At 59.9% G+C, this 26089-nt stretch carries 21 protein-coding genes; 13 read left to right on the forward strand and 8 right to left on the reverse strand.

Annotated features, from left to right (window positions below; genetic code table 11):
- Positions 1-47 precede the first annotated feature (47 nt).
- On the reverse strand, positions 48-1040 hold the full coding sequence (locus KHO07_RS06950; RefSeq protein WP_212626772.1) for a 2-hydroxyacid dehydrogenase: 993 nt from the start codon (positions 1038-1040) through the stop codon (positions 48-50).
- Positions 1041-1140: 100 nt separating this feature from the next.
- Positions 1141-3894 (reverse strand): response regulator, encoded by a 2754-nt coding sequence (locus KHO07_RS06955; RefSeq protein WP_212626773.1) that lies wholly within the window; start codon positions 3892-3894, stop codon positions 1141-1143.
- 215 nt (positions 3895-4109) lie between these two features.
- On the opposite strand from KHO07_RS06955, the gene KHO07_RS06960 reads away from it, so the two are divergent.
- The 8 genes from KHO07_RS06960 (at position 4110) to KHO07_RS06995 (ending at position 13860) form a co-directional block, all read left to right on the forward strand.
- Positions 4110-4829: a response regulator transcription factor gene (locus KHO07_RS06960; protein ID WP_150734993.1), complete on the forward strand. Its 720-nt coding sequence runs from the start codon at positions 4110-4112 to the stop codon at positions 4827-4829.
- On the forward strand, positions 4819-6177 hold the full coding sequence (locus tag KHO07_RS06965) for a sensor histidine kinase (RefSeq protein ID WP_212626774.1): 1359 nt from the start codon (positions 4819-4821) through the stop codon (positions 6175-6177). The genes KHO07_RS06960 and KHO07_RS06965 overlap by 11 nt, the downstream gene beginning before the upstream one ends.
- Positions 6178-6308: 131 nt before the next feature.
- Positions 6309-6809 carry a hypothetical protein gene (locus KHO07_RS06970; RefSeq protein WP_212626775.1) on the forward strand — a complete coding sequence of 167 codons (501 nt, stop codon included), beginning with the start codon at positions 6309-6311 and terminating at the stop codon, positions 6807-6809.
- Positions 6810-7706: 897 nt separating this feature from the next.
- Entirely contained in the window at positions 7707-8609 is a 903-nt protein-coding gene (gene cysM / locus KHO07_RS06975; protein WP_053122764.1) for a cysteine synthase CysM, read from the forward strand.
- The gene (gene rlmD / locus KHO07_RS06980) at positions 8609-9961 is read left to right on the forward strand and encodes a 23S rRNA (uracil(1939)-C(5))-methyltransferase RlmD (RefSeq protein ID WP_212626776.1); all 1353 of its coding nucleotides are present in this window, start codon (positions 8609-8611) and stop codon (positions 9959-9961) included. Before cysM ends, rlmD begins: the two co-directional genes overlap by 1 nt.
- A 121-nt stretch (positions 9962-10082) precedes the next feature.
- Complete coding sequence (relA, locus tag KHO07_RS06985) at positions 10083-12326, forward strand: GTP diphosphokinase (protein ID WP_075948829.1); 2244 nt, start codon at positions 10083-10085, stop codon at positions 12324-12326.
- 126 nt (positions 12327-12452) lie between these two features.
- Positions 12453-13289 (forward strand): nucleoside triphosphate pyrophosphohydrolase, encoded by an 837-nt coding sequence (mazG, locus tag KHO07_RS06990; RefSeq protein ID WP_212626777.1) that lies wholly within the window; start codon positions 12453-12455, stop codon positions 13287-13289.
- Between the two features lie 28 nt (positions 13290-13317).
- Positions 13318-13860, forward strand: coding sequence for a DUF2058 domain-containing protein (locus KHO07_RS06995; RefSeq protein WP_150734986.1), 543 nt, complete (start codon positions 13318-13320; stop codon positions 13858-13860).
- A 248-nt stretch (positions 13861-14108) separates the two neighbouring features.
- Here the strand turns inward: KHO07_RS06995 and KHO07_RS07000 are convergent, their stop codons facing one another.
- The 6 genes from KHO07_RS07000 to KHO07_RS07025 form a co-directional block, all read right to left on the reverse strand.
- The gene (locus KHO07_RS07000; RefSeq protein WP_075948826.1) at positions 14109-14297 is read right to left on the reverse strand and encodes a hypothetical protein; all 189 of its coding nucleotides are present in this window, start codon (positions 14295-14297) and stop codon (positions 14109-14111) included.
- A 369-nt stretch (positions 14298-14666) separates the two neighbouring features.
- On the reverse strand, positions 14667-15887 hold the full coding sequence (gene fabB, locus KHO07_RS07005; RefSeq protein ID WP_008016529.1) for a beta-ketoacyl-ACP synthase I: 1221 nt from the start codon (positions 15885-15887) through the stop codon (positions 14667-14669).
- A gap of 11 nt (positions 15888-15898) precedes the next feature.
- The gene (gene fabA / locus KHO07_RS07010) at positions 15899-16414 is read right to left on the reverse strand and encodes a 3-hydroxyacyl-[acyl-carrier-protein] dehydratase FabA (protein WP_003227150.1); all 516 of its coding nucleotides are present in this window, start codon (positions 16412-16414) and stop codon (positions 15899-15901) included.
- Between the two features lie 247 nt (positions 16415-16661).
- Complete coding sequence (locus tag KHO07_RS07015) at positions 16662-18563, reverse strand: ATP-binding protein (protein WP_212626778.1); 1902 nt, start codon at positions 18561-18563, stop codon at positions 16662-16664.
- Positions 18560-19492 (reverse strand): ABC transporter substrate-binding protein, encoded by a 933-nt coding sequence (locus tag KHO07_RS07020; protein ID WP_150734983.1) that lies wholly within the window; start codon positions 19490-19492, stop codon positions 18560-18562. Before KHO07_RS07020 ends, KHO07_RS07015 begins: the two co-directional genes overlap by 4 nt.
- 1 nt (position 19493) lies before the next feature.
- Entirely contained in the window at positions 19494-21617 is a 2124-nt protein-coding gene (locus KHO07_RS07025) for a TonB-dependent receptor (protein WP_212626779.1), read from the reverse strand.
- A gap of 195 nt (positions 21618-21812) precedes the next feature.
- Here KHO07_RS07025 and KHO07_RS07030 point away from each other — a divergent pair, with 195 nt between their 5' ends.
- The 5 genes from KHO07_RS07030 to KHO07_RS07050 all read left to right on the forward strand — a co-directional run bounded on the left by KHO07_RS07030 (position 21813) and on the right by KHO07_RS07050 (position 25968).
- Positions 21813-22838 (forward strand): NAD(P)H-dependent glycerol-3-phosphate dehydrogenase, encoded by a 1026-nt coding sequence (locus tag KHO07_RS07030; protein ID WP_212626780.1) that lies wholly within the window; start codon positions 21813-21815, stop codon positions 22836-22838.
- A gap of 30 nt (positions 22839-22868) precedes the next feature.
- Positions 22869-23216: a DUF4389 domain-containing protein gene (locus tag KHO07_RS07035; RefSeq protein ID WP_056853113.1), complete on the forward strand. Its 348-nt coding sequence runs from the start codon at positions 22869-22871 to the stop codon at positions 23214-23216.
- Positions 23213-23668: a phosphohistidine phosphatase SixA gene (gene sixA / locus KHO07_RS07040; protein ID WP_212626781.1), complete on the forward strand. Its 456-nt coding sequence runs from the start codon at positions 23213-23215 to the stop codon at positions 23666-23668. Before KHO07_RS07035 ends, sixA begins: the two co-directional genes overlap by 4 nt.
- Before the next feature lie 169 nt (positions 23669-23837).
- Entirely contained in the window at positions 23838-25493 is a 1656-nt protein-coding gene (locus KHO07_RS07045; RefSeq protein ID WP_212626782.1) for an AMP-binding protein, read from the forward strand.
- Positions 25494-25524: 31 nt separating this feature from the next.
- Positions 25525-25968: a hotdog fold thioesterase gene (locus KHO07_RS07050; protein ID WP_093215479.1), complete on the forward strand. Its 444-nt coding sequence runs from the start codon at positions 25525-25527 to the stop codon at positions 25966-25968.
- Positions 25969-26089: the final 121 nt, after the last annotated feature.

Here is a 26089-nt window from a genome sequence, read left to right on the forward strand (position 1 = left end):
ACGGGCATTCGCGTTGCATGGCGCGGGCGCATGACCTTCGATCAGGTTCAGTCAGCCATGACCAGGTTTTGCGGGTTACCGGCATTCCAGGATGAGATGTTGTGCAAGGTGGTCGCGGCAATCGCGCCAAGGGCTTCACGGGTGAGGAATGCCTGATGGGCCGTGATGATGACGTTAGGGAACGTCAGCAACCGCGCCAGAACATCGTCCTGCAGCGGCAGGTCGGACCGATCCTCGAAGAACAGTTGCGCCTCTTCTTCATACACATCCAGTCCCAGATCACCCAATTGCCCGCTCTTGAGGGCGTCAATCAGCGCGGGCGTGTCCACCAGCCCACCGCGACCGGTATTGATCAACATCGCCCCTGGTTGCATGTGCGCCAAGGATTCGCGGTTGATCAAATGCTTGCTCTGATCGTTGAGCGGGCAGTGCAGGCTGATGATCTGCGACTCGGCCAGCAGTTGCGGCAAACTCAGGTAACGGGCGCCGAGCGCTTCGACCTGCGGGTTGGGGTACGGGTCGTAGGCCAGCAACTGGCAACCGAAACCATGCATGATTTTCGCGAACGCTGCGCCGATCTGCCCGGTGCCGACCACGCCGACGGTCTTGCCCACCAGGTCGAAACCGGTCAGCCCATGCAGGCTGAAATCGCCTTCGCGGGTACGGTTGTAGGCGCGGTGCAAGCGGCGGTTGAGCGCCAGGATCAGCGCCACGGCATGTTCGGCCACCGCATGTGGCGAGTAGGCCGGAACGCGCACCACCGCCAGCCCGAGACGTTTCGCGGTCGCGAGGTCGACATGGTTGTAACCGGCCGAGCGCAGGGCGATCAGACGTGTGCCGCCCGCCGCCAGGCGTTCGAGCACCGGCGCACTGAGGTCATCATTGATGAAGGCGCAGACCACCTCATGCTGATCGGCCAGCGCCGCTGTATCAACGCTCAGCCGCGCCGGTTGAAAGTGCAACTCGATGCCGGCGGGCAGGTCGACGGCGAGGAAACTGTCGCGGTCGTAGGTCTGGCTGCTGAATAGAATCGTGCGCATGTGTTCTCCCTGAAGACTCGGCGTATTCATTCTCTGTGCAGGCGCAGCCTGCGCCAGCGCCTACCTTAGTCCATCGCGATGGCGGCGTCTTTGCGCCACGTCAGGCGTTGATGCGTGCCTGGGCGGCCAGGCGATTGATGGCCCGGTCGAGTTCTTCCAGTGCGCCGAAGGCTTTCGGGTCCTGTTGCTTGAGCAGGGTTTCGCTGCGTTGGCAGGCGGCGCGCAGTTGCGGCACGCCACAGTAACGGGTCGCGCCGTGCAGGCGATGGACACGTTCGATCAGCGCGTTGTGATCGCGGCTTTCCTGGGCCTGGCGGATCGCTTCGCGGTCAGCCTCCAGCGACGCCAGCAACATCGCCAGCATGTCTGCCGCCAGATCGGCTTTGCCCGCGGCCAGGCGCAGACCTTCTTCGTGATCGAGTACCTGCAGCTCATAGGCACCGGCGTGGTTATCGCTGGCACGCTCCGGACTGTGATTGCGCAGCGCCAGGCCACTCCATTTCAGCACCACTTGCGCCAGTTGCCGCTCGCTGATCGGTTTGGTCAGGTAGTCGTCCATGCCGCTTTGCAACAAGGCGCGTTTTTCATTGGCCATGGCGTGGGCGGTGAGCGCCACGATCGGCAACGGTGTGCAATGCCGCTCGCTCTCCCATTGGCGGATCGCTTCGGTGCTTTGTCGTCCGTCCATCCCCGGCATCTGCACGTCCATCAGCACCAGGTCGAAGGTCTCGTTCTGCACGGCTTTGACGGCGGCGTAACCGCTGTCCACGGCGAGCACCTTGGCGCCCATGTCTTCGAGCAGGGTCTGCACCAGCAGCAGGTTGGCCGGATTGTCGTCGACGCACAGCACTTTGGGCGCGCGACTGGAAACCGGCTCGCCGGGTTCACTGCGAATCTGACGCGGGTTGACCAGATCGGACAGCGCGCGTCGCAACTTGCGGGTACAGGCCGGCTTGGCCTGGAGCTGGCTGTGCGGGTTGGGCACCGAGAGGTGGAACAGCGTCTGTTCCGTGGTCGGGCACAGCACCAGCACTTTGCAGCCCAGGTGCTCGAGGTCCCAGATGTACTGGTTGAGGCGCTCGGGCGGCATGTCATTGCTGGTCACGCCCAACACCGCGAGGTCGATGGCCTGGTCGGTCTGGTGGGCGCCGGTCACACCATTGGTCAAGCTTTCCAGGGTGTTGAACGGGGTGACGGCGAGGCCGCAATCTTCCAGTTGATGCTGCAACGCCTGGCGCGCCAGGTCGTGGTTTTCCAGCACCGCCACGCGACGACCGGACAGCGGCGGGCCTGGCAAGTCTTCGGCGTCGTCGCGGGTTTTCGGCAGGCTCAGGCTGATCCAGAATTCCGAACCTTCGCCCGGTGTACTGTCGACCCCGATTTCGCCGCCCATCTGTTCGATCAGTCGCTTGGAAATCACCAGCCCCAACCCCGTGCCGCCCGGTTGCCGGGACAGCGAGTTGTCCGCTTGGCTGAAGGCCTGGAACAGTGCGCGCACGTCCTGGTTCGACAGGCCGATGCCAGTGTCCTGAATACTGATGCGCAGTTGCACGCTGTCATCGTGTTCTTCTTCGAGCATGGCCCGGGCGACGATGGTGCCTTCGCGGGTGAACTTGATGGCGTTGCTGACCAGGTTGGTGAGGATCTGCTTGAGCCGCAGCGGGTCGCCCACCAGCGACAGTGGCGTGTCGCGATACACCAGGCTCACCAGTTCCAGTTGTTTGGCGTGGGCGGCGGGGGCGAGGATGGTCAGAGTGTCCTGCAGCAGGTCGCGCAGGTTGAACGGAATATGGTCGAGCACCAATTTGCCGGCCTCGATTTTCGAGAAGTCGAGGATCTCGTTGATGATCCCCAACAGACTGTCGGCGGACTTTTCGATGGTACCCAGATAGTCGAGCTGGCGCGGGGTCAGCTCGCTTTTCTGCAACAGATGGGTAAAGCCGAGGATACCGTTGAGTGGCGTGCGGATTTCGTGGCTCATGTTGGCCAGGAACTCGGATTTGATCCGGCTCGCTTCCAGTGCTTCCTTGCGCGCCAGGTCGAGTTCGATGTTCTGGATCTCGATGGTCTCGAGGTTCTGGCGTACATCTTCAGTGGCCTGGTCGATGCTGTGCTGCAATTCTTCCTGGGCATTCTGCAGGGTACCGGCCATGCGGTTGATGCCGGACGCCAGTTCGTCCAGCTCCTGACTGCCAAGGGGCGGCAGACGGGTTTCCAGGTGACCGTCCTTGAGTTGGGCCACGGCCTGCTTGATCTGGGTCAGCGGCCGGTTGATGGTGCGGCCCATGCGCAGGGCCAGTAACGCCGCGCCGCACAGGCCGGCGGCGATCATCATCAGGCTGGCGAACAGGCTGCGGTAACCGCGCAGCAGCATGCCGTTGTGCGACAGTTCCAGCTCGACCCAGCCCAACAGGCGATCGGCCTCATCGGGAATCACATCACCGGCCAGGTTGCGATGCTTGCCGAACACCGGCAGCAAATAACGCGTCGCATCGCTGCCACTGCGTCGCAACATTTGCGAGCCATCGCCCAGCGGTGCCTGGTTAAGCATGGTCGGCCCGGCGTGGGCCAGTAGCGTGCGGTCAGGCGCGAGGAAGGTCACGGCGCGCACGTCCGGTTGCTCGAGGGACTGAGTGGCGATGCGTTCGAGCAACTCGCTGTTCTTATGGCCCATGGCTGGCGCGACCAGCGGTGCCAGTTGCTCCGCGATCATTTCTCCGCGCTGCATGAGTTGGGTTTGCAGGTCGGATTGCTGCATCCAGGTGAAATAACCACCCAGGACCAACGCCATCAGGCTGGTCGGCAATAACGTCAGCAACAGCACGCGGCCTTTGATTCCCAGTTTCTTGAGCACGCATCTCTCCTGCATCCAGCTATCGATAGACCTGCACTAGCGTGCGGCACGCACCACCTGCGCAGTGTAGCGATTTGCAGGCGGGCAATCTTCGTAAAATTGATGTCGTCATTCGTCGGCCAATTCGAGTGTTTTCGCTGGCTGCATCCGCGTCGGGTTGCCTCGGGCGGCGCAATCTTCAATAATTATCAACTGAGAATTATTTGCAGATACTCATGACTCCCATCGCCTCTGGTCATCCGCGCATCCTTTCCATCGAAGACGACCTTGTACTCGGTGCCTATGTGCATGAGCATCTGGGCCGAAGCGGCTTTCAGGTGACCTGGTGCCAGAACGGCCAGGAAGGCCTCGACGCCGCCCGCGCGCAAGCCTTCGATGTGGTGCTGATGGACATTCTGTTGCCCGGGCTGGACGGCTTGTCGGTGTTGACGCAATTGCGCCAGAGTCACTCCACCCCGGTGCTGCTGATGTCGGCGCTGGGGGCCGAGGCCGATCGCATCAGCGGTTTTCGGCTGGGTGCCGATGATTACTTGCCCAAGCCCTTCAGCATGGTCGAGTTGCGGGTGCGCATCGAAGCGATTCTGCGCCGCGTCGCGCTCGACCGTCGACCGACGCCGGCAGCGATCGCTACGCCGGTAGACAGCCTGCATTTCGACGATGAACGTTACGAGGTTTTCTACGGCGAGCAAGCCGCCGGCCTGACCCGCAGCGAATACCGGCTGCTGGAAACCCTGAACCGCAACGACGATGAAGTGTTGAGCAAAGCCTTCCTCTATCAACATGTGCTGCAACGCGGTTACGCCGCCCATGATCGCAGCCTGGACATGCACATCAGTCAGATCCGCCGCAAGCTCAAGGCCATCGGCTATACCGAGCGCGAAGTGCGCACGGTCTGGGGCAAGGGCTACATCCTGAGCGCCAGTGATGACATGTAATTTGCCGGGCCGGCATTCGCTGTTCTGGAAGCTCGCCTGCTTGCTGGTGGCGTTCTGTCTGCTGATGATCTGGTTGAGCTGGTCCTGGGGGCGTTACATGGAGCAGCGCAACCAGTTCCTCTCCGATGAGGCCCGCGGCACCCTGACGCGCTACGCCGCCGAAGCCGAGCAGGCCTGGCAACAGCGCCAGAGCGCCGGCGTCGATGACTGGCTGCAGACCATGCATCAGCGGGAAAAAGGCTGGGTGGGTGTCATTGGCGGTGATTTGCAGTCTTTGAGCAACCAGTCACTGACGGACAAGGAAATCGGACGCCTGACCTCTCTGCGCGGCCTCGATTGGCCCGTCCATATAAAAGGTCGACCGTGGATGCGTATACCGTTCCCCGGCGACCCGTCCACCGGCAGTCTGGTGATCGAACTGCCTGAACGCTTTCTGCCGGGACAATACCGGGTGTTCTGGCGGGTGATTACCAACGGTGTGATTCCGGGGCTGTTCACGCTGCTGTTATGCGTGGGGCTCTACCGTTTGCTGGTGGTGCCGCTCAATCACTTGCGAGCGCAGGCCAATGCCTGGCGCGTCGACCAGTTGAATGTGCGCCTGTCGAGTCGGACAACCAATCGCTCGGATGAGTTGGGTGAATTGGGTAGAGCGTTCGATCACATGTCCGAACGCCTGCAAAGCACCGTGGCATTGCAGCAGCAATTGCTGCGCGACCTGTCCCACGAACTGCGCACGCCGCTCAGTCGTCTTCGAGTAGCCAGTGAAAGCGAGCAGAGCCTGGACGCGTTACGCGAGCGCATTGGCCGTGAAGTCGACGGCATGCAGCGCTTGGTGGATGACACGCTGCAACTGGCCTGGCTCGACACCGAGCGCACCCGTCTGCCCGATGAAGCGATCCAGATCCAGGCGTTGTGGGAAATGCTGACGGAAAACGCCTGCTATGAGAGTTGCTGGCCGGCGGCGCAATTGCGCTGCGAGGTCGATGCTTCCTGTTGGGTGCGCGGCAATCTCAACACCTTGGCCCAAGCTCTGGAGAACATGTTGCGCAACGCCATCCGGCATTCGCCGGCCGGTGGTGTCGTCGCCCTGGGTGGCCGACGGGAAGGCGATTTCTGGCACCTGTGGCTGGAAGACCAGGGCGGCGGTGTCGAAGAAACTGATCTGGAGCGAATCTTCCTGCCGTTCACTCGTCTGGATGGCTCGCGACCGGGCAATGGCGGGTTTGGTCTGGGCCTGAGCATCGCCAGGAACGCGGTGCAGCGACAGGGCGGCAAGCTTTGGGCGCAGAACACCGGGAGCGGGTTGCGGATGAATATGCAGTTGTTGGTTCATACTTTGCCGGTTTAATCGACGAGGTTCAGATTGTTGTTTTGAGATAATTCGCAACATCTTCACAGGGCAATCCCTGGATAAAATTCTCAAGGTTTGAAGTTGGGTGGCGATATCCAATTTGAGAATGAAATTCAGGGAGATGGTTGATGAATATTAATTATCCGGTCTTGTCGATGAGGGCAGAGGCCTATTTCGTAAAGAATCCACTTGAGATGACAAATAGCTACACAAAGACGACGGCCGAAGATGCTAGTGATGTGTTGGCGCTTAATGGCAAGCTTTCACTTGACGAGTTGAAAAACTCCTTGAGGGGGTATGATTTCACGTCAGTGAGTACACATGAACTTGCGATGGCAGGTTCTTTGCTTTTTGAGCATGGCTTGTTAGGTGACGATGTGGCGCACTTTTTTACTTCCGGCCGCAGGGCCTATGATGAATTTGGCCTTCCAACGGGAACGGATGTTAAATTCAATGCAATAGCCATGTTCAATCAAATGCTTGAAGAAAGGCTGATGGATGGTGGAACGCGCGCGGAAGGTTTTCATCGAATAACCAGGGGCTTGATTGAAGCGAACCATGTCTTGAGCGCGCTTTCTTATTTTGCGAATTCAGCTCAGAGTGACCTTTCGGTTAGCATCCAGGCCTGACCTGCGAATGCTCGCCGTGAAGCAGGCGGGCATTCACAGGCTTACTGTTTACCGACCATAACGCGTAGTGCCGGAGTACCCTCTGGCCACGTTATGATTATTTACATGACGAACCCTATAGGTTCCTAGTGGCCCAAGTGTCGAGGCAGTGCTGCGATTACCTCCGTCAACGTGGCTCCAGGTTGAACCATCCAGTTTTTCAATTACAAGGTTCGGAGGGGAGCCCACACCCAAAGCCGTAATGGTAGACGTGATATTAGCGTGTCGGCATCCATTTGCCCCGGTAATAGTAAAGGGGCCTTGTACGATAACGTCAGAGTTGGCAGGAACAATTCCGCTATAAGTATTTTGAATATAAATGCATGCAGCAGAAGCGTGGCCGTGCGCAAATATCAGCGCTGCGAAAGGCAGTGCAAGTAAAGTCTTCATTTCTTCTTCCTTGAGTTAAATCCAGCATTGCAAAAAAATAGGGGGTGAGCATCGTGAACGAAATTTCGTGCTGCCCGGTATCCATGCTCAGCGAGACGTCTTGTCCGCCTGAACATTGAAAAAGATTATCTGCTACTTCTGATGTCCACTAGTTCATGCATGCCGTTGCAAGGTGCAGGAAGTTTCCGATGAGCACATTCTTTTTTCCTACAGAAAAGTCCATTTTCTGACAGCGATTTCTTACTCTACTAGCGCAAACGGGTTGATGTCCTCCCTTTATCGCGCCTTAGAAAGTCTCCTGCTGGTGCGACAGTTTCAGGGTCAACCACACTGAACGCTACGCACGCAGACGAACAGCGAATCAGCGGCTTATTCCCATAAGCCATAAGCACCACACTTTGCGTGATATGGCCTGCGAACGTTTGCCGGTATGATAGGCGCCCCCGCAGTCTGGATTGCGAATACGCCATGACCTTGCAGTACCCAACCATCGCCGATTGCGTCGGCAACACTCCGCTGGTTCGTTTGCAGCGCCTGCCCGGCGCCACCAGCAACACCCTTTTGCTCAAGCTTGAAGGGAATAACCCGGCGGGTTCGGTCAAGGACCGTCCGGCGCTGTCGATGATCACCCGCGCCGAGTTGCGTGGGCAGATCCACGCTGGCGATACGCTGATCGAAGCGACTTCGGGTAACACCGGCATTGCGCTGGCCATGGCCGCCGCGATCAAGGGTTACAAGATGATCCTGATCATGCCGGACAACTCCAGCGCTGAACGCAAGGCTGCCATGACTGCTTATGGTGCCGAATTGATTCTGGTCAGCCAGGAAGAAGGCATGGAGGGCGCCCGCGACCTCGCACAGCGAATGGAAGCGGAGGGCCGCGGCAAGGTGCTGGATCAGTTCGCCAACGGCGATAACCCCGAGGCGCACTACACCACCACCGGCCCGGAAATCTGGCGCCAGACCCAGGGCACCATCACCCACTTCGTCAGCTCCATGGGCACCACCGGCACCATCATGGGCGTTTCGCGCTACTTGAAAGAGCAGAGCGACAACGTGCAGATCGTCGGACTGCAACCGATGGAAGGCTCGGCGATTCCGGGCATCCGTCGCTGGCCTCAGGAATACCTGCCGAAGATCTACCAGGCTGATCGCGTGGACCGGATCGTCGACATGGCACAAAGCGAAGCTGAAGACGTGACTCGTCGACTGGCCCGTGAAGAAGGCATCTTCTGCGGCGTGTCCTCGGGCGGCGCCGTGGCAGCGATGCTGCGTCTGTCCAAAGAAGTTGAAAACGCGGTGATCGTCGCGATCATTTGCGACCGTGGCGACCGTTACCTGTCGACCGGCATTTTCGACGCGCCCAACTGATGGCCAAGCCAGAGAGAGGCCTGCGCTTCCAGCCCACCGGCGGCAGCAAGGCCCCGCAAGTCCCGACCGGCAAAAAGCAGCGCCTGATTATCGAGCGCCTGGCCAATGACGGTCGCGGTATCGCGTTTTTCGAAGGTCGGACCTGGTTCGTCACCGGCGCACTGGCCGGTGAGGAGATCGAAGCGCGTGTACTTGGCGCCCACGGCAAAGTGGTCGAAGCGCGCACCGAACGGGTATTCAAGGCCAGTGAATTGCGCCGGCCGGCGCCGTGCGCCCATGCCGGTCGTTGCGGCGGTTGCAGCGTGCAGCATTTGCCTCATAACGAACAGCTCGCCCTGAAACAGCGCATGCTCGCCGAGCAGTTGTCCAGGGTTGCGGGTGTCGAGCCCGAAGAGTGGGCCGCGCCATTGAGCGGTCCGGAGTTCGGCTACCGGCGTCGCGCCCGCGTCGCCGTACGCTGGGACATGAAGGCCAGGAAACTCGAAGTCGGTTTCCGCGCCGCTGGCAGCCAGGACATTGTTGGTATCAATGAATGTCCGGTGCTGGTACAGCCCTTGCAACCGATCATGACCGGCTTGCCGGAGATGTTGCGACGCCTGAGCAAACCTCAGGCACTCGGGCATGTGGAGTTGTTCAGCGGTTCCTCGCTGGCGGTGTTGCTGCGGCACATGGCGCCGTTGTCTGAAGCCGACCTGACGATCCTCAAGGATTTCTGCGCGTTCCATCAAGCCCAGTTGTGGCTGCACGGCGAGGGCGAGCCGCAACCGGTCGAGGCCGATCAGTCGTTGGGCTATCGCCTTGAACAGTGGGATCTGGAACTGGCCTATCGTCCAGGGGATTTCATTCAGGTCAACGCCGGGGTCAACGAAGCGATGGTTGCCCAGGCGCTGGACTGGTTGAAACCGACGGCGGATGAACGCGTTCTCGATCTGTTCTGTGGTCTGGGCAACTTTGCCTTGCCGCTGGCCAAAGCCACTCGCGAAGTGGTGGCGGTCGAAGGCGTGCAGACAATGGTTGACCGGGCGGCGGCGAACGCGGCTAGCAATAATCTGCATAACGCGAAGTTTTTTCAGGCCGATTTATCCCAGCCTTTGACCGACGCCGAATGGGCGCGGGAAGGCTTTTGTGCGGTACTCTTGGACCCACCGCGTGACGGTGCTTTCGAGGTCGTGCGCAAGCTCAGGACATTGGGTGCCGAACGGTTGGTGTATGTGTCGTGCAACCCTGCAACTCTGGCGCGCGACACGGTCGAATTGATCAAGCAGGGCTACCGGTTAAAACGTGCCGGGATTCTCGATATGTTTCCTCAGACGGCACATGTCGAGGCCATGGCGTTATTTGAAGCGAGCTAGGATGCTCGTCTGGTCCGACTGGCCCGCCCGTGCAGCCGCGCACCAGCCCGACGTGGGCGCACGGGCAACGAAGGTCAGCGATTTGACGCATTGAATCTGCGTCGTAGGGAAGGTAAGCAAGATGGTACAGGTGAGAGCACACCAGCCGATCAACACGGACGGCAGTATCAATCTCGAGGCTTGGCTCGATCATGCGGTCAGTGTCGATCTGGCACTGGATCGCGAAGCCTTGAAGGAGGCTTGCGAGTTCGCTCGCGAGTCTGAGCAGCAGGCCAATGCGGCCAAGAATCTGTGGTCGGAAGGGAACTCGAGTTTCCGCACCGGCCTTGAGATCGCCGAGATTCTCGCCGACCTCAAACTCGATCAGGATTCGCTGGTCGCCGCGGTCCTGTACCGAGGCGTGCGCGAAGGCCAGATCCCGTTGCCGGCGGTCAGCCAGCGCTTCGGTCCGGTGGTGGCCAAACTCATCGACGGCGTGCAACGCATGGCGGCGATCAGCGACAGCCTGAGTCCGCGTAAATCCATGGTGATGGGCACTCAAGGCCAGGTCGAGAACCTGCGCAAAATGCTCGTGGCGATGGTCGACGACGTGCGTGTCGCGCTGATCAAACTGGCCGAACGCACCTGCGCGATTCGTGCGGTGAAAACCGCCGACGACGAAAAGCGCAACCGCGTGGCCCGTGAAGTCTTCGACATCTACGCGCCGCTCGCCCATCGTCTTGGTATCGGTCATATCAAATGGGAATTGGAGGACCTGTCCTTCCGTTACCTCGAACCTGACCAGTACAAGCAGATCGCCAAGTTGCTGCATGAGCGGCGACTGGATCGCGAGCGTTTCATCAGCGATGTGATGAGCCAGCTGAAGAACGAATTGCAGGCCACCGGCGTCGATGCCGACATCAGTGGCCGGGCCAAACACATCTATTCGATCTGGCGCAAAATGCAGCGCAAGGGTCTGGAGTTCAGCCAGATCTACGACGTGCGCGCCGTGCGCGTGCTGGTGCCGGAGATGCGTGATTGCTACACCGCGCTCGGTATCGTCCACACCCTGTGGCGGCACATCCCGAAAGAGTTTGACGACTACATCGCCAACCCGAAGGAAAACGGCTACCGCTCGCTGCACACGGCGGTGATCGGGCCAGAGGGCAAGGTGCTGGAAGTGCAGATTCGCACCCACGCCATGCACGAAGAGGCCGAGCTGGGTGTTTGCGCTCACTGGAAGTACAAAGGCACCGACGTCAAATCCGGTTCCAATCACTACGAAGAGAAAATCTCCTGGCTGCGTCAGGTGCTCGAGTGGCACGAGGAACTGGGCGACATCGGCGGTCTGGCGGAACAGCTGCGGGTCGATATCGAGCCTGACCGGGTCTACATCTTCACCCCGGACGGTCACGCCATCGACTTGCCGAAGGGCGCGACGCCGCTGGACTTCGCTTACCGCGTGCACACCGAAATCGGCCACAACTGCCGTGGCGCCAAGATCAACGGACGCATCGTTCCGCTCAACTACAGCCTGCAAACCGGTGAACAGGTCGAGATCATCACCAGCAAGCACGGCACCCCGAGTCGTGACTGGCTGAACCCGAACCTGGGTTACGTCACCACCTCGCGGGCGCGGGCGAAGATCGTTCACTGGTTCAAATTGCAGGCCCGCGACCAGAACGTCGCGGCCGGTAAAACGCTGCTTGAACGCGAACTCAATCGCCTCGGCCTGCCGGCGGTGGATTTCGAAAAGCTGGCCGACAAGGCCAACATGAAAACCGCCGAAGATTTGTTTGCCGCCCTCGGCGCCGGCGATTTGCGCCTTGCACAGCTGGTCAACCTGGCGCAGCAACTGGTCGAGCCGGAGCGCGGCAACGAGCAATTGGAACTGATTCCACGCAAGGCCACCGGTTACAAACCGGGCAAGCGCGGTGACATCCAGATCCAGGGCGTGGGCAACCTGATGACCCAGATGGCGGGTTGCTGCCAACCGCTGCCGGGGGATGCCATCGTCGGCTACATCACCCAGGGCCGTGGCGTCAGCATTCACCGCCAGGACTGCGCCTCGGTGCTGCAACTGGGCGGGCGCGAGCCGGAGCGAATCATCCAGGTCAGCTGGGGGCCGGTGCCGGTGCTCACCTATCCGGTGGACATCGTCATTCGTGCCTACGACCGTTCCGGTCTGCTGCGCGATGTCTCGCAGGTGCTGCTCAACGAGCGGATCAACGTGCTTGCGGTCAACACCCGCTCGAACAAGGAGGACAACACCGCGCTGATGTCCCTGACCATCGAGATTCCGGGGTTGGACGCGTTGGGGCGGTTGCTCGGGCGGATTTCGCAGTTGCCGAACATCATCGAAACCCGGCGTAACCGTACACCTTGAAGATGACTTCGATCCATTGTGGGAGCTGGCTTGCCAGCGATGCAGACAACTCGGTCTCTCTGGAGCATCGAGGTGATGCCATCGCTGGCAAGCCAGCTCCCACAGGTTTTGTGGTGAGACAGAAAAATGACATACAGCCTTGAAGATCTGCTTCACCTGATGAACCGCTTGCGCGATCCGCAATACGGTTGCCCGTGGGACATCAAGCAAACCTACGCCACCATCGTCCCGCACACACTTGAAGAAGCCTACGAAGTCGCCGACGCCATCGAGCGGGGGGACTTCGATCATCTGCAGGGTGAGTTGGGCGACTTGCTGTTCCAAGTGGTTTATTACAGCCAGCTGGCCCGGGAAGAAGGGCGCTTCGAGTTTGATGGCGTGGTCGACAGCATCACCCGCAAGCTGATCCGTCGACACCCCCACGTGTTCCCTACAGGCGATCTCTATGCACCGCTGGACGTCCCGCGCTTGAGTGAAGAGCAGGTCAAGCAGCGTTGGGAAGAGATCAAGGCCGAGGAGCGTGCGGAGAAATCTTCGGCGCCCGAGCAACTGTCGTTGCTCGATGACGTGCCCACTGCGTTGCCGGCGTTGTCACGCTCGGCAAAATTGCAGAAGCGTGCAGGGCAGGTCGGTTTCGACTGGCCGGACGCGCTGTCGGTACTCGATAAGGTGCGCGAAGAACTCGACGAAGTCCTCGAAGCCATGTCCGAGAACGATCCTGAAGCGGTGGCCGACGAGATCGGCGACCTGCTGTTTTCCGTGGTCAATCTGGCGCGTCATCTCAAGGTCGACCCGGAAACCGCACTGCGTGGCGCCAACGGCAAGTTCGAAAGACGCTTCCGTTTTATCGAACAGGCATTGCGCGATACCCTGCGTCCCATAGAAGATTGCACCCTCGAAGAGTTGGACGCCCTATGGGGTGAAGCCAAACGTCAGGAAAAGAATTTGCCCAGCTGCGGTTGAGCAGTTGCCTAAGTGAGTAATAAGCACCATGAGCATTTCCCTTCGCGACCAGTTGCTCAAAGCAGGGCTGGTCAACCAGAAGCAGGCCAAGCAGGTCAGCAAAGACAAACAGAAGCAACAGCGTCTGGCCCACAAAGGTCAGGTCGAACTGGATGATTCCCAGCAACGTGCCGCTCAGGAAGCCATGGCCGAGAAGGTCAAGCGCGATCAGGAGCTCAATCGTCAGCAGAAGGAAAAAGCCGAGGCCAAGGCCCGTGTTGCGCAGATCAAGCAATTGATCGAAGCCTCGCGCCTGCCGAAGCTGACGACCGAGGACTACTACAACTTCGTCGACGACAAGAAGGTCAAGCGCCTCTCGGTCAACACGCTGATGCGTAACAAGCTCAGCAACGGCTCCCTGGCCATCGTGCACCACGCCGGTGGTTACGAGGTGATTCCACGTGAAGCAGCGCTGAAGATCCAGGAGCGTGACCCACAGCGCATCGTTCAGTTGAATGTGAAGACTGAAGAGGTCGCTACCGAGGACGATCCGTACGCGGCCTATCAGATCCCTGACGATCTGATGTGGTAAGTCGTTCAAGTCTGCATTAAAGACAAACCCCGCTCATGGCGTAATGCTGTTCATTTAAGGACGAACACTGTACCTGTGGCGAGGGAGCTTGCTCCCGCTGGGGAGCGAAGCGCCCCCCAAAATGGGACTGCTACGCAGTCCAGCGGGAGCAAGCTCCCTCGCCACAGGTTACTGATTGCTCGCTCTATCTCTTATCTGAACAGCATTGCGCTCATGGCGGGGTTTGTCGTTTTCAATGCTGTCATTGCTCAAGCGGAGCGTAGCGTTCGTTGCTGTTCCTGGGTTTCCAGTTCGGCCTTGTAATTGTGAGCGTCAGTCTCGGAGTGAAACATTCCGACCAGCAGGTCTTGTTGGTACACGTCCCAGATCCGAATGCCGGCGGCAACGCCTTCATGGGACATATGTGAATCGTCGCGTTCAGTTACTTTTACAGTCATCTGCTAGCTCCAATCTCTGTTATCTGCAGCAAGGCGTGTGCAGGACTCAGTTATATGATTTGGTAGCTTGCTAAGTAAATGACTGAATTTGGAAAGAGATTTTTGCAAAATCGGAGAAAATCCTGCAGGCCTTGAAATGCGCGACATTCAGTCGCAGGGCCTTAAGTTTCATGACAAAAGCTTCATGTTGAAGAGGCGCTGCAGCCCCGGTGGGAGCTGGCTTGCCAGCGATAGCGGTGTGTCAGGCAATGTGACGTCATCGCTGGCACTGCAGCTCCGAAAGGGGGAGTGTTTGCCGCGGGGATTTCCTGAAGCGCAAAAAAAACGCCCCGAACCAGTCGGGGCGTTTATGTGCGGCTCAGCGGGGAATTACTTGCCTTCCCAGCGCTTCAGTACCAGCGTGGCGTTGGTGCCACCGAAACCGAAGCTGTTGCTCATCACGGTGTTGATGGTGGCGTTTTCGCGGGTCTTGGTCAGCACCGGCAGGTCGGCCACTTCAGGGTCCAGCTCGTCGATGTTGGCGGAGCCGGCAATGAAGTTGCCTTCCATCATCAGCATGCAGTAGATCGCTTCGTGAACGCCGGCGGCGCCCAGGGAGTGACCCGACAGGCTCTTGGTGGAGCTGATGGCCGGAGCCTTGTCGCCGAACACTTCACGCACACCTTTCATTTCCGCGACGTCGCCGACCGGAGTCGAGGTGCCGTGGGTGTTCAGGTAGTCGATCGGGGTGTCGACGGTGGACAGCGCCTGCTGCATGCAGCGGATCGCGCCTTCGCCACTCGGGGCAACCATGTCATAGCCGTCAGAGGTCGCGCCGTAGCCAACGATTTCCGCGTAGATCTTCGCGCCACGGGCCAGAGCGTGTTCCAGCTCTTCAACCACGACCATGCCGCCACCGCCAGCGATGACGAAACCGTCACGGTCAGCGTCGTAGGCGCGGGAGGCTTTTTCCGGGGTGTCGTTGCGCTTGCTGGACAGTGCGCCCATGGCATCGAACAGGAACGATTGGCTCCAGTGCTCTTCTTCACCGCCGCCGGCGAAAACGATGTCCTGCTTGCCCATCTGGATCTGTTCCATGGCGGTACCGATGCAGTGAGCACTGGTAGCGCAGGCAGAAGCGATGGAGTAGTTCAGGCCCTTGATCTTGAACGGGGTGGCCAGGCACGCGGAAACGGTGCTGCTCATGGTCCGCGTTACGCGGTATGGGCCGACGCGCTTGACGCCTTTCTCGCGCAGGATGTCCAGCGCTTCCATCTGGTTCAGGGTCGATGCGCCACCGGAGCCGGCGATCAGGCCGGTACGCGGGTTGGATACTTGCTCTTCGGTCAGGCCGGAGTCAGCAATGGCGTCTTTCATGGCCAGGTAGGCATACGCTGCCGCGTGGCCGACGAAACGATAGATCTTGCGATCGATCAGTTCTTCAAGGTTGAGGTCAATGGAGCCGGAAACCTGGCTACGCAGACCCATTTCAGCATATTCCGGGTTGAACCGGATGCCAGGGCGGCTTGCACGCAGGTTAGCGGAGACGGTCTCTTTGTCATTGCCCAGGCACGAAACGATGCCCAGACCAGTGATAACGACGCGGCGCATGCGAATAACCCTTAGAAGTTGTCAGTGGAGGTGAACACGCCGACCCGAAGGCCTTCGGCGGTGTAGATTTCGCGACCATCGACAGTCACCGAACCGTCGGCGATGGCCAGGTTCAGCTTGCCCTTGAGGACGCGTTTGATATGAATGTTATAGGTGACTTTCTTGGCGGTCGGCAGGACCTGGCCGAAGAATTTCACTTCGCCCGAACCCAATGCACGACCACGGCCCGGCAGACCCTGCCAGCCCAGGAAGAAGCCGACCAGTTGCCACATGGCATCGAGGCCCAGGCAGCCCGGCATCACCGGATCACCTTCGAAGTGGCAAGCGAAGAACCACAGGTCCGGATTGATATCCAGCTCGGCGACCAATTCACCTTTGCCGTACTTGCCACCCTCTTCGCTGATCAGGGTGATGCGATCAACCATCAGCATGTTCGGGGCGGGCAGTTGCGCGTTACCTGGGCCGAACAGCTCACCGCGACTGCAGCGCAGCAGATCTTCCCGGGTAAAGGCGTTTTGTTTGGTCATGCGAGCTCCTCAATAGTCCCATGCGGCAGGTGGGGCAAATCTTCCCGGCCGATCGAAGCATTCATGCCTCGAACCGGCAGCCTACTCATAGACTATTGCGTTGTGGTGAAAGTCACAGCACCAAGGACATGAATGTACACTTGTGCACTGAAATTTTTATTCAAGCCCCTTTTCGGGCCTGTTCGGGTGCCTAAGACTGCCGCACTTTCGCCTTTCACGCCAGTCACAGATGGTCGAAAGGCCTGTACTACTGCACCCAGCGCTGCAGAATTTGCTGTAGATCATTACGTTTGAACGGCTTGGCCAGGTAATCGTTCATCCCTGCCGACAAGCAGGCTTCGCGGTCGCCCTGCAAGGCATTGGCGGTCAGGGCGATGATTGGCAGGTCGGTGCAACCGGGCAATTGGCGGATCTGTCGGGTGGCTTCATAACCGTCGATGATCGGCAGGCGACAGTCCATCAGGATCGCTTCGAAAATCAGACTCTCGGCACTGCGCACAGCCTGCGCGCCATCGGCAGCGACGCTGACAGTAAAGCCCAGACTGCGCAACATTGCCTCGATGACGGTTTGATTGACCGGGTTGTCTTCGACCAGCAGCACGTTGCGGCCCTCACCATCGCCATTGCCCGAGGGCGTGCGTGAGGCCAGCACCGGCAATGCCTGTTGATAGAGCGCCAACGGGATTTCCAGCGTGAACACCGAGCCACGACCTTCTTCGCTCTGGGCTCGCAAGGTCCCGCCCATGCGTTCGGCGAGCGTGCGGGCAATCGGCAGGCCCAGCCCGGTGCCGCCGTAGCGTCTTGAAATAGAACTGTCGGCCTGCTGGAACGCATTGAACATCAACTCCAGGCTGTCGGCCGCAATACCGATGCCGCTGTCGCGCACGCTGCAGGTAAACCACAACAGCTCGTGGTCCAGCGATTGCCACTGCGGTTCGATCGTCACGCGGCCTTGTTCTGTGAACTTCAACGCATTGCCGACCAGGTTCACCAGGATCTGGCGAATTCGCGTCGGATCGCCCTGAACCTGCAACGCGCGCATGTCCTCGGGGATCTGCAACTGCAATTCGAGCCCGCGTTGCGCAGCGCTGTGCTGGAAGGACTGGGCGCAGGCGCTGATCAGGTCGGCAAGGTTGAACGGGATGTGTTCCAGCTCCAGCTCCGAGCGTTCGATCCGCGAGAAATCGAGAATGTCATTGATGACCTTGAGCAAGTGTTCGGTGGACTCCGAGGCCAGCGCCGCATACTCGACCTGCTCCTCGGTCATTTCGGTGGTTTCCAGCAGTTGCAGCATGCCGAGTACGCCATTCATGGGCGTGCGCAACTCGTGGCTCATCATGGCCAGGAAGTCCGACTTGGCGTTGTTGGCCTTTTCTGCTTCTTCGCGGGTCTGGATCAATTGCGCCATCGCTTGATGCTGTTCGCGGCTGGCTTGCTCGAGGCCGCTGGCGAGGTTGTTGATGTGTTGCGACAGCGCGCCCAGTTCAGTGTCGTCGACGATCGGCAGCGGCGTCTTGTAGTCGCCATCCTGGATGGCCTTGACCGCGTTGCCGATATCACGGATGGGTTGCGACAGGCTCCCCGCCAGGCGTCGAGCCAGCAGGAAGGTAAATAGCAGGGCGAACAGTGCCAGGATGGCCGCCTTGAGCAGGATTTCCTGCTGGCGCTGACTGAACGCGTCGTTGGACAACCCGACGATCACCCGGCCCAGATAATCCTCGGCGGGAGCGGCGGCGACGACCTTGTTGTTCTGGAAAAAATCGTTGTGCAGCGGGACCCGCTGCAGCCGCACGGGCGCCTGGAACACTTCGACCTGATGCGGGCGGTTATGGCTTGCCGACGGCTGCTCGACGTACACCAGAATCCGGTTGGCGCTGTCCTGGACCTCCAGAAAACGCACGTTGGGCGTGGCGAGCGTGGCTTTGAGCAGGCTTTCAAGCACTTCGTTGTTGCCGGATATCACCCCGTATTCCGTGGCGGGTGCCAGTTGGTTGGCGATGAGCTGGCCGGTGTGGTTGAGCTCCTGGCGCAGGTCCTGGATCCGTACGAAAGTAAAGAAACTGATCAACAGCAACGTCAGCAGCAGGGCCGGGCCGAGGCTGATGATCTGGGTGCGGGTATTGATGTCCCAACGGCGACGGAAGGTCATGGGCGGCGTTCTCCTTCAGCCAACAGTGTTGCGACAGACGCTTCGTTTATCTGTTCAATACCTAATGAACGAGCGACCTGTGGATTGCTTGAGACTTTGAAAAGCGGCGGATAATAGGTGCGCGGCCAGGTGGCGGTTGGCTGGTCCAGCAGTCGATCGAGAATCACCAGCCAATCGCTTTGATCACTGTAACTGCTGGCCAGGCTTCCGGCCTTGACGAACCCGGCGTTGGGGCCGATCAGCGCCAGTTGTCGTGAATAGCTGCTCAACAACAGGTTTTTCGCGGTTTTCGAGTTGTACAGGTCGGGATCATCGAGGCCGAGCAACACATCGCTTTTGTCGAGCAAGGTTTGCAAGGGGCGACTGTCCTGAGTGTTGTCCCAGCGTTCGGTGACCACCTCAAGTCCCAGCGGGTGAGCGGCCTGACGCAGCTCCTTCAAGAGGAATTCGCTGTGATTGTCATACAGCACGCCAACCCGTTTCACTTGGGGCAGGAGGATCCGGGTCAGGCGCAGTTGGCGATCCAGCGGCGGATCACTCCAGAGCAGACTCAGGCGCGGGGGCAGGGTGTCGCCCAAGTGTTGTCGTGCTTGCAGGCGGCTGATGCGCAGTACCAAGGTTGCCGGGCCCTGGCTGTCTTGCAGGCGCCAGTCGAGGCTTGGCAGATCGAGCAGGATCAAGCGGATATCCGCCGGTAGTTTGCCCGGCGCCGGCAGTTTGGCCAGCGGCTGAAAACGTACGTGGTCCGCGGGCCGCAATTCGCGCAGTGCCTCGACGAAGGATTGCACGCCGGCGCTGTCTTCGGCGCCAGTCAACAGAATGTCCGCGGCATTGGCAGAAAGGCTGCCTAGCCAGCCACTGATCACCAGGCACAGCATGGCCAGCAGATGGCCCAGGCCTGGCGTCTGGCGTGGCGAACACTGCGCCATCTTAAAGCGCCAGCTCCGCACTGAAGTACATCACTCGGCGCTCGTCATAATTGTTGTCGACGAAGGTGGTCGGTTGATGGTCCAGGCGCTGCTGAAGCACACCGGCCAGTTCCAGGCTGGCCTTACCCAGGCGGATACGTTTGGCGATACGCGTGTCGATCCGTTCGAAGCGGTAGCCGTTCAAAGCGTCGTCACCGTAATAGAAAAGCGCGCTGTTCCAGCCTTGTCCCCAGTCACGCATCCAGCCGGCGGAGCCACTGTTGCGTGCGGTCTGTTGTACATCCTGGGGATTGCTCGCGTCGGCATCGACGTAGGCGTAGGTGAAGCGCAGGCGGTCGGCGGTGCCAACTCGCCAGTCAAGCTGGGTTTCCGCTCCGGAAAATCGGGCTGTGTTGGCGTTGCTGGCGATGAACTGATTGTTGCGCAGCGGTTCGCTGATCATGCCGGTGATTTCGTCATGGAACAGCTTCACATCGACCGCCAGCCTCTCTTGGGCAAAGTAACCGTTGTAGCCCAGCTCACGAGAGCGCATATGTTCCTGGTCGAGATCGCCGGGGCCGCGGGTCTTGACGAAATAACGGGCGCTGGACTGGCCATAGGCAGCCGGTTGCAGGTTAGTAACGCGGTAACTCCAGTTGACGCTGTTCTCGAACATGTCTGGCGAACGGATGGCTTCGGAGTACACCGCACGCAAGCCGTGACGCGGGTTGATCAGGTAGTTGACCGCCACGCGCGGAGTCAGCGAGCTGCCGATCAACTGGGTGTCTTCGAACATGGCGCCGCCTTGCAGCAACCAGTGTTCGCTGGCGCGCCACTCGAGTTGGCCGAATGTCCGCCACGTGGTGTCATCGAGCGTGCCATTGAAGTAGGTCTCGGAATCTGCCCGGTCATAACGATAGTTCAAGCCGCTGACCAGTCGCAGACTATCGGACAGGCTCAGGGTGTCCTGCAACTCCAGATCGTAGCGGGTTTCCCGGGTGCTTTGGTCGATGTCGCCGCAGACGGTTTGCCGGGCGCCATTTCGCCATTGATCAAGCGCCTGGTTGGCCAGCGCTTGCTGGGCTGGATCGCCGGGAGGGGCGCCGGGGCCGGTGAAGCGTTCGATGTTGCGGGCCAGGCGTTCGGTGTAATTCGGGTTGAGCTGCCAGAGTTCGGTCAGTTGCGGGCTGAACGACACCTCGGCATCGCACGCACGCCAGGTCTGCTGGCGATCCCAATGCTGGGCCGAGCCTTGTATATAAAGGCTGTGATCGGGATTGATGTCGAGGTTCCAGCGCAACGAACCGGCGAAGTCCTTGGCGGTGACGTCGGAATTGTCGCCGGCGCGGGTAATCCCGGAAAACACTGGGCGGTAGGTATAAGGCCGCTGGTTACTGCCTTCTTTGGCGTTCAACTGCCAATCGAGGCTCTGGCGTTCGTCGAGCGCCTGGCTGACGGCGAGGTTGAAACGATTCAAACGGCGGCTGTCGCGATAATCGGCGCCGTTGCGGTCGCTGTCGAAGCCGTCGTCTTGCTGGCCGGACAGGGACAGGCGCATATCGCCGTCACGCCAACCCACGCCCTGGCTGGCGTAAAAGTCGTTGATGCCGCGTTGGCCGCGAGTGACCTTCATCCGCGTGCCATGGCTGTCTGCCGGGTTGCGCGTGATGACATTGACCACTGCCATCAATGCATTGGCGCCATAGCTGACGGTGTTCGGGCCGCGGAAAACTTCGATGCGCTCGATATCCTCCATGGCCACTGGAATGTCGCTCCAGTCCACCGTGGCCAGGCCGGCGCGGTACACCGAGCGACCGTCGATCAGCACCTGCATGCGTCGCGCTTCGCTGGCACTGGTGCCGTGATAGTTCACCGTCGCCTGGTTGCCGCTGATGTTGCCGACCATCATCCCCGGCACCAGCCGCAGCACTTCACTGATGTCCCGGGCGCCAGTGGCGTGGATCAGTGCGCTGTCGATCACGGTCATGCTCCCCGGCACGGCAGCCGGCGACTGTTTCAGGCGCGTGGCCGTCAGCACCTGCGGCAACGGCTCACTGTCGAGGAACAAATCGTCAGCCAGCAATGGCGAGCTGAAGACCAGCGCCAGTACCAACGGCGAGCGGGGTGAAGCGCAACCCAGTGACACAACACATCCTTGTTTGTAATTGATGGCGCGCATGTTAACCGAGGCCGACGACTTTTCCAGTCACGATGTCAGCATTTTCCTCGGTTTTATCCGGCTTCTTTCAACATGCGCCGGTAATTGACGCAGGGGCTGGCCGACACCGGGACGCTCCGTATAATGCCGACATCGCCACTGGTATGGATTAACGGAATACATATGACTGAACAGCGCCCGATTGCGGTCCTGGGAGGCGGAAGTTTTGGTACCGCCGTGGCAAACCTGCTGGCCGAAAACGGGCATCAGGTCCTGCAGTGGATGCGCGATCCCGAACAGGCCGAGGCCATTCGGGTCAATCGCGAGAACCCGCGTTACCTCAAGGGCATCAAGATTCTGCCCGGCGTAGTGCCGGTGACCGACCTGCACGCCACCCTTGAAGCCTGCGATCTGAGTTTCGTTGCGCTGCCCTCCAGCGCGTTGCGCTCGGTGCTGGCCCCGCATGCCGAACTTCTGAGCGGTAAAATGTTGGTGAGCCTGACTAAAGGCATCGAAGCCCACACCTTCAAACTGATGAGCCAGATCCTCGAAGAGATCGCCCCGCAAGCGCGCATTGGCGTGTTGTCCGGGCCGAACCTGGCGCGCGAGATCGCCGAACACGCGCTGACCGCGACGGTGGTCGCCAGCGAAGACGAAGCACTCTGCGAGCAGGTCCAGGCTGTGCTGCATGGCCGCACCTTTCGCGTGTACGCCAGCGCCGACCGTTTTGGCGTGGAGCTGGGCGGGGCGTTGAAAAACGTCTACGCGATCATCGCCGGCATGGCGGTGGCACTGGAGATGGGCGAAAACACCAAGAGCATGCTGATCACCCGGGCACTGGCGGAAATGACCCGTTTCGCGGTCAATCAGGGTGCCAACCCGATGACTTTTCTCGGCCTGGCGGGCGTAGGCGATTTGATCGTGACCTGCTCGTCGGCAAAAAGCCGCAACTATCAGGTCGGCTTTGCCCTCGGTCAGGGCTTGAGCCTGGAAGAGGCGGTCAATCGACTGGGCGAAGTGGCCGAAGGCGTGAATACCCTCAAGGTGCTCAAGGCCAAGTCCCAGGAAGTGGGCGTGTACATGCCGCTGGTCGCCGGGTTACACGCGATTCTCTTCGAAGGGCGCACGCTCGAACAGGTGATCGAGCTGCTGATGCGCGGCGAGCCGAAAACCGATGTCGACTTTATTTCCACCAGCGGATTCAACTGAGCCCACGCCTTAACCGGAACGGAGTGAGACATGAACGATCAGAAAGTAGAAGCCAAGTACGAATCCATTCTGCTGCGCGTGTTGTGGATGGTCGTTTTTGTGCTGGTCTGGCAAGTGGCGCAATTCATCCTTGGCGCCGTGGTGCTGGTGCAGTTGATCTATCGTTTGATTTACGGCGCGCCGAGCGCCAGTTTGATGAACTTCGGCGACAGTCTGAGCCAGTTCCTGGCGCAGATCGGTCGTTTCGGCAGTTTTCACAGCGACCAGAAGCCTTGGCCGTTCGCCGATTGGCCGACGCCGCGTACGCCGGAAGGTGAAGCGCCGCACGTCGTGGCGCCTGCTCCGCATCCGGCCCGAGATGAGGAACCCAAGCTATGAAACTCTGGGTATTGCGTCATGGTGAAGCTGTGCCACACGGCTCCCGCTCCCACGATTCGGAGCGCGAATTGACGGAGCACGGTCGAAAAGAAGTGCTGAGCAGTGCTGCAAAGTTGATCGGGCAACCCCTGACTGCCATCTACGCCAGCCCGTACCTGCGGGCACAGCAAACGGCGCAGCTGGTACGCGAAGTTTTGGGTTTCGAACCGGAAATCCGCACTGTCGAATGGCTGACCCCGGACACCGACCCGGACAAAGTGGCCGAACAGATGGTCGCGGTAAGCGACGTGCTGCTGGTCAGTCATAACCCGCTGGTGGGGAATCTGCTGAGCTATCTGCAACATGGTGCCGGGCATCCACCCGAGAGAGTCAGCACCGCTGGACTCGCAGAACTCAATGGTGACGAACTGCTGGTTGGGTCAATGAAGCTCGACAGCATCAAGCATCCCTGAAAGCAACAGATCGCAACCAGCGACAGCTCCTGCATTCGAGGGTGTGCCCTCAGTGGGGAGCTGGCGAAGGCTGCGATCTGTCGATCTGTTTTTTTCTTACAAATAATCAACCAAGCACTTGCTTGGTTGACTACGCTTGCTCCAGACCAAAAAAACAGGAGCGAGTCGCATGTCTGCTGCCTTTCGTTTGCCGCTGGACGTTTTCTACGAGCGTGAGGCGCGTCATCCGCGCCAGCGCTTTTTGGTTCAGCCCATGGGTGGTGGGCAAGTCGAGACCCTGACCTGGGCTGACGTGGGCCATCAGGCCCGCTGTGCGGCACACTGGTTGCGAGCCCGGGAATTGCCCCAAGGCAGCCACATCGCCCTGATCTCGAAAAATTGCGCGCACTGGATCATTGCCGACCTCGCGATCTGGATGGCAGGCCATGTCTCGGTGCCGCTGTATCCGAACCTGACGGCCGAATCCGTGGCCCAGGTGCTGGAGCATTCTGAAGCGGCGCTGGCGTTCATTGGCAAACTCGACGACTGGCCCGGGATGTCGCGCGGGGTCAGCCCGGAACTGGTGACGATCAGCCTGCCGCTGCATCCGCCGGGCACCTTCGATTTCAGCTGGGCCGACCTGCAAGGCAGCTCGCCGATCCAGGACGACCCCAGGCCTGCCGCCGATCAACTCGCGACGATCATCTACACCTCCGGCACCACCGGCATGCCCAAAGGCGTGATGCACAGCTTCGGTAACCTGGGGTTCGCCACCACGCGCGGTACGTCGTTGTTTGGCCTTAACGAGTCGGACCGGTTGTTGTCCTACCTGCCGCTGTGCCATGTGGCCGAACGGATGTTCGTCGAGCTGGCCTCTATTTATACCGGGCAAACCGTATTTTTTGCCGAGAGCCTCGACACCTTTCTCACCGACCTGAAACGTGCGCGGCCGACTGCGCTGTTTGGCGTTCCACGCATCTGGACCAAATTCCAGATGGGCGTGTACAGCAAGATCCCGGCAAAACGCCTCGATTTTTTGCTCGGTTTGCCGATTATCGGCAAGCGGGTAGGGCATAAGGTCCTCGCCGGGCTGGGGCTCGATGCGCTGCGCGTGGCCTTGTCCGGCGCGGCGCCGGTGCCTCTGACCTTGCTGCTGTGGTACCGCAAACTGGGACTGGACGTGCTGGAGGTCTACGGCATGACCGAAAGCTGTGGTTACTCGCACATCTGCCTGTCTGGCCAGAACAAACCCGGCTGGATCGGCAAGCCGTGCCCCGAGGTCGAAGTGCGCATTGAGGATTCGGGCGAGGTGCTGGTGCGCAGCGGCGCGACCATGCTCGGCTACTTCAAGGAGCCGCAGAAAACCGCTGACACAATTACCGAGGACGGCTTCCTGCGTACCGGTGACAAAGGTGAAGAGGACGCCGAAGGCAACCTGCGCCTCACCGGGCGCCTCAAGGAAATCTTCAAGACCAGCAAGGGCAAATACGTGGCGCCGGCACCGATTGAAAATCGCCTGGCGGTGCATTCGCGCATTGAACAGGTGTGTGTGGTGGGGGATGGCTTGAGTGCGCCGTTGGGGCTGTGCGTGCTTTCGGCGGTCGGACAACAGGAGGCGCGTGCAGGGTTGCATTCGAGCCTGGAAAAACTCCTCGAAGAGGTCAATGGCGCGCTCGACAAGCACGAACGCTTGCGGCGTCTGGTGGTGGTCAAGGACAGCTGGGCGGTGGAAAACGGTTTTCTCACGCCGACCCTGAAGATCAAGCGCAACGTCATCGAAGCGGCTTACGGTGGGCACTTCGAAGAATGGAGCGAGCGCAGCGAAGCGGTGCTGTGGCAGGATTGAGTCACGAACAAAACCAACAAGGAAAACAGCGATGAGTCTGTGGCGCACCACCCCCAACATCGAACAGCTGAATGCAATCCAGAAAAACACCATCGGCGAAGTGCTGGACATCCGTTTCGAATCCTTCGATGAAGAGTCGCTGACCGCGAGCATGGTCATCGACCACCGCACCCATCAGCCTTACGGTTTGCTGCACGGCGGTGCTTCGGTGGTGCTGGCCGAATCCGTGGGCTCCATGGCCAGTTACCTGTGCATCGATGCCAGCAAGTTTTACTGCGTGGGCCTGGAAATCAACGCCAACCATTTGCGCGGCCTGCGCAGTGGGCGAGTGACGGCGGTGGCCAAGCCGATTCACATCGGGCGCACGACCCATGTCTGGGACATTCGGCTGACCAGCGATGAGGGCAAGGCCAGTTGCGTGTCGCGGTTGACCATGGCGGTGGTGCCGCTGGGTGAGAATCCGCCAGCGCGTTGATCCCTCTGTTGTGGCGAGGGAGCTTGCTCCCGTTGGGTCGCGAAGCGGCCCCAATCACCTTCACCCGGGACATCTGCTCGCTCGCCACAGGTTCATGGGTTTGACCGGACTGTCATCATTC

Origin of the sequence: Pseudomonas sp. PP3 (assembly GCF_905336995.1) — a bacterium.
GTDB lineage: Bacteria > Pseudomonadota > Gammaproteobacteria > Pseudomonadales > Pseudomonadaceae > Aquipseudomonas > Aquipseudomonas reinekei.